Below are 3,845 nucleotides of genomic sequence, written 5' to 3'. Positions count from 1 at the left end.
CCGGCCGAACGGCGAAGAGGCGAGCATCAGGCAGATATATCGTGAAGATTCAAATTTTCGCGCCTGGCTACAAATCAAACCGCTAGCCCATTTTCCTATCGTTTTGGTTCTTAACTTAACGGCATTGACCGTACTCGAAGGTGGGAAGAAGGAAAAAACGCTCTCCAAAAAGCATTTGATTACTACAAAAAAGCGCAGCATAAAGAGAATCAATACCTAGCCATGATAAACCTTGGAAATGCATATTTGAGACAGGGTGCCCTAGATGAAGCTGAAAAATGCTTTCAGTATGCCACCTTTTTAGGCGTTAACGAGCACTATAATAGTGGTCGACTTTATGAATTGCGGGCTATCTCGGAGCTTACCAAAAACAATCTTAAAGCGGCTGTGTTCTTTGCTGAGTTAGCTGTGCTTGAATATCAGAAGTTTTCGAGCTATATGAGTTTGTCCAATTCGCTTGCCTATTTGGCTATTGCTAAGCATCGTCTTGGGGAGCCCGCGCAAATGTATTTGGATCAAGCCAAAGCTGTTTCCAAAGAACATAATTTCAAGGTTCCTGACTGGGTTAAAATCGTTCAGGCATACATAAATCGATGTAATGATAAGGCGAAATTTTTGCCTTATTTTCAGAGACTCTTAGAAAATGAATCCTGTTACTTTCTGACAGGGTTCTACGAAGGGGCATTACATTGCCCGTAAGGAGATCATGTCGTGAATACAATTAATGAGACCTCAATAGCATCAATTCAAATTAGCCAATACAATATTAGTTCACCGCATTCGCTTGGCGTAGATAACGAAGCGAATAACCAAAGCCTCTTTCCAACTGATGATTCTAGCGATTTTAGTGCTGAGGGCTTAGCTTTAGCTTCCAGAAATCAATCATCCGACCCTGATTTACCCATTCCAGATGATGTTCCCGGCGACTCCCCCACACGGCCGATTGATCCATAATCATTTATCACTGGAGTCGGTACTGGTGCAATGACCCGAGGTAGAAGTTCTTTCACGTTCTGATCCTCGAATCGATTATCCGTATTCAACGGTGGAAAACCCGCATCTAGGGGCATAATAACCTCTGGATAAGGCAAATCTTCTGGCGGAGAAGGCCGCAACAGTAGACCCAAAATACAGGCTGCCGCCGCACCCAACAGCCATCCATAAATATATAAGCAAAAGGGTGGTTTTTTGGGTGTTTCACTTCTTTGAGGCGATTCAAAGGGAATCAACGCTACCTGCGGCCCTACTAACTCAAATTGTGTAGTGATCTCTTCTGTTTCAGGAAGTGGTAATCTCGGGCGGACGGCCCTGTAGAAAAAAATTGTACGCAAGATTTCTGGTGCTGGTTCGGATGGAAGTAAGGATGGTTTGCCACATCCCCAGTTCAATGCTGACAGAAATCCGCACAGCGGTAACAGATCTGCCCAGTCAGACGTGAAAATCATGGCCTTATCTTCTGGCAGTATGTAACTGAAGAAATCAATAATTTCATCATGCTCATTTTTGGATGTAAGGTAAGGTCCTCTGAGACGAAAGTCTCCTGCAACAATTAAATGACAAAGAGATAATGCAGCTAAATGTAGAAGATTGTCTCCCAATGCATGCTTGTAAATGGCTCCTGAATAAGCGTTATATGGTCGCCTATTCTCTCCTCGCGAAGTTCTAATGTGAATGAAATCTCCAAGCAAGCCCAGCTCTTTTTTCATTCTCGCTCTATAATGAGTTGGGCTTTCTTTTGTTCGCGGTAGCCATCCGTCAAAACTATGGTTTTGCGAGAGAGAGAAAAAGCGACGCCGCAATCGCTCAACATCATTTAAGGGGCCTAGCATTGCTGCTTGCTTTAAGGTGTAGCAGCGATTTAGGGTCATGCCAAGCACGACTGTCGATGTCACTGGGTTGAATTTCATTTCGATAACTCCGAATTGAGGAAGTGTTCATTGTAACAATTTTAAGGGAAAAAGTCGCTTTTAGACGGCTGTCTTGGTCCAGAGCTAGCGATACCTTATTGGGGAACTCTGAGACCTTCCGAATTCACTCGGCTTCTAAACGTTTGTGTTCCCCGTGCTTACCTCGTTTTTTCGCTAGTCCTGGCTGATGACCCAACAAACTTCCTGGGAATCTGGTGAAAAGGTTGATTTTCGTGGCGAATTATCGATTTTCAATTAGCAAGAATAAGAACAAGAGCCAGGGCTCCATCAATGAGGTGATTGGCAGCTATCCGCTACCCCGATGTATTCATTGAAATAACCATTCACTTTGGGTCCTTAATCATCTAAAGAGAAACTAGTCTTGGTTTTGGCCTTTCAAAACAAGTGCGTTTTCAATCAGACGCTAATGTTTGATGGTAAGGTAATTCAAAGCTAGAATGGTTGTTTCGCGACCGTTCCAGGTAATGGAACTTTGTGTAGCATTATTATGCGCAACACAACCTCTCTAAGGGTAGCATCCTTAGCGTTGAGGTTCCTATGATGCTCCACCGTTTTAAAATGGTGGGATCTCCTCTGTTAGGCGGGGCATCGAGCGTGTCCCGCCTCTTTTTCTTCGCATCGATAATGGTTTGCAGCTCCTCGCGATTTGAGGGGTGCATCACTTGTATAAGTCTGGACCCGTGCGTGGCGGCCTCATTGGATTGACATGGTTCCCGTTTCTCCTTTTGCGCGCCATCTGGCTTTCCTGTTCACACGTTGTCTGCCACGCTCATTTCCCAATGCGGTGTCGAATTCGCTTGCCGTCCTCTTTCCCGAGTCCGACAATACCATCCATGATGGGCTAAAGGTTCCGAGGTTGGCATGCGGTTGTTTTTTGTTGTTTTGATGGGCTGGTGTTGTTTGTTTGCAGCGGAGCAGGCTTCGCATTTCGATCAGCAATCCGGGTCGGCACGCGGCGGAACCCAACAAGCGGAAAACACCGCGCCCGGCACCTGGGCCCCGCCCGGATTGAATTCCGTCATGCTTTCAACGCTCCACGATCCGGCCGCTGCTTTGCCCGCCGGCGCCTCGGACCAAGAGAACGCAGCGCTAAATCAGCCCGCTCCCGATGAAGAACAAGAGACTCCGGTGGAATCCGAACCATCGGATGAAGCCGAACCCCTTGCCAAATTTCACTATGTGGTGGTTGGCAAGGCCTTGCTCGCGACCACCGCCCATCTGCTTAAATCACCGACCGCGGTCCTGAACCTGCCTCAAAGTCTTTCCATTGTGACCGCGGAACAAATCGACGATCAGGGCTTTTCCGAGATCGGCCAACTCGCCGACTACATGCCCGGTGTGAATACCACCCAGGCCGAAGGAAACCGCGACGCGCTGATCATCCGCGGCTCCCGCAACAGCGCCGATTTTTACGTGGACGGCGTTCGTGACGATGCCGAATACAACCGCACCCTCTACAACCTTGAACAAGTTGAATTGCTGCGTGGCCCCAATGCGCTTCTTTCCGGTCGCGGTGGTGCCGGCGGCATCCTTAACCGCTTCACCAAAAAAGGGCGGCTGGGCGAAACCTTTACCGGCTATCGGACCGGCGTTGATTCCTTTGGCGAATGGAACGCTCGGCTCGACAGCAACCTCGCGCTATTGCCAAACACCGCCCTACGCATCAATGCCTTTTACGAATCGCTCGAAAATCACCGTGACTTTTTCGAAGGCGACCGAATCGGCATCAATCCAACCCTGCGCCTTGGGCTTTCCTCGGCAACGACCCTCGACCTTTCCTACGAATATTCGTAAGCCTACCAACGAGGGTTCAGACGCAAAGCGTCGAGACGGCTACACTTCCTGGAAAAGGTTCAGGAGGTTGCTTTGGGAAAGCTAAGAATCGAGCCAAAACAGAAATCGCCGGGTTTCATTCGT

At 48.1% G+C, this 3,845-nt stretch carries 4 protein-coding genes; 3 read left to right on the top strand and 1 reads right to left on the bottom strand.

Annotated features, from left to right (window positions below; all coding sequences use genetic code 11):
• Together J3U88_RS33835 and J3U88_RS33830 are read left to right on the top strand one after the other, a co-directional pair.
• On the top strand, positions 1–220 hold a 220-nt coding region (locus J3U88_RS33835), incomplete at its 5' end, for a hypothetical protein (protein WP_207863647.1).
• Between the two features lie 26 nt (positions 221–246).
• Positions 247–699 carry a hypothetical protein gene (locus tag J3U88_RS33830; RefSeq protein ID WP_423842104.1) on the top strand — a complete coding sequence of 151 codons (453 nt, stop codon included), beginning with the start codon at positions 247–249 and terminating at the stop codon, positions 697–699.
• Between the two features lie 179 nt (positions 700–878).
• On the opposite strand, the gene J3U88_RS33825 is transcribed toward J3U88_RS33830, so the two are convergent.
• Positions 879–1,907, bottom strand: a complete 1,029-nt coding sequence (locus tag J3U88_RS33825; protein ID WP_207863646.1) for a hypothetical protein — start codon at positions 1,905–1,907, stop codon at positions 879–881.
• 882 nt (positions 1,908–2,789) lie between these two features.
• Between J3U88_RS33825 and J3U88_RS33820 the strand changes: the two genes are divergently transcribed.
• The gene (locus J3U88_RS33820) at positions 2,790–3,722 is read left to right on the top strand and encodes a TonB-dependent receptor plug domain-containing protein (protein WP_207863645.1); all 933 of its coding nucleotides are present in this window, start codon (positions 2,790–2,792) and stop codon (positions 3,720–3,722) included.
• Positions 3,723–3,845: the final 123 nt, after the last annotated feature.

The sequence above is a fragment of the Acanthopleuribacter pedis genome, assembly GCF_017377855.1.
In the GTDB taxonomy this organism is placed as follows: Bacteria; Acidobacteriota; Holophagae; order Acanthopleuribacterales; family Acanthopleuribacteraceae; genus Acanthopleuribacter; species Acanthopleuribacter pedis.
The sequence above is the reverse complement of the archived record's forward strand: the minus strand, read 5'-3'. Positions and strand labels throughout refer to the sequence as shown.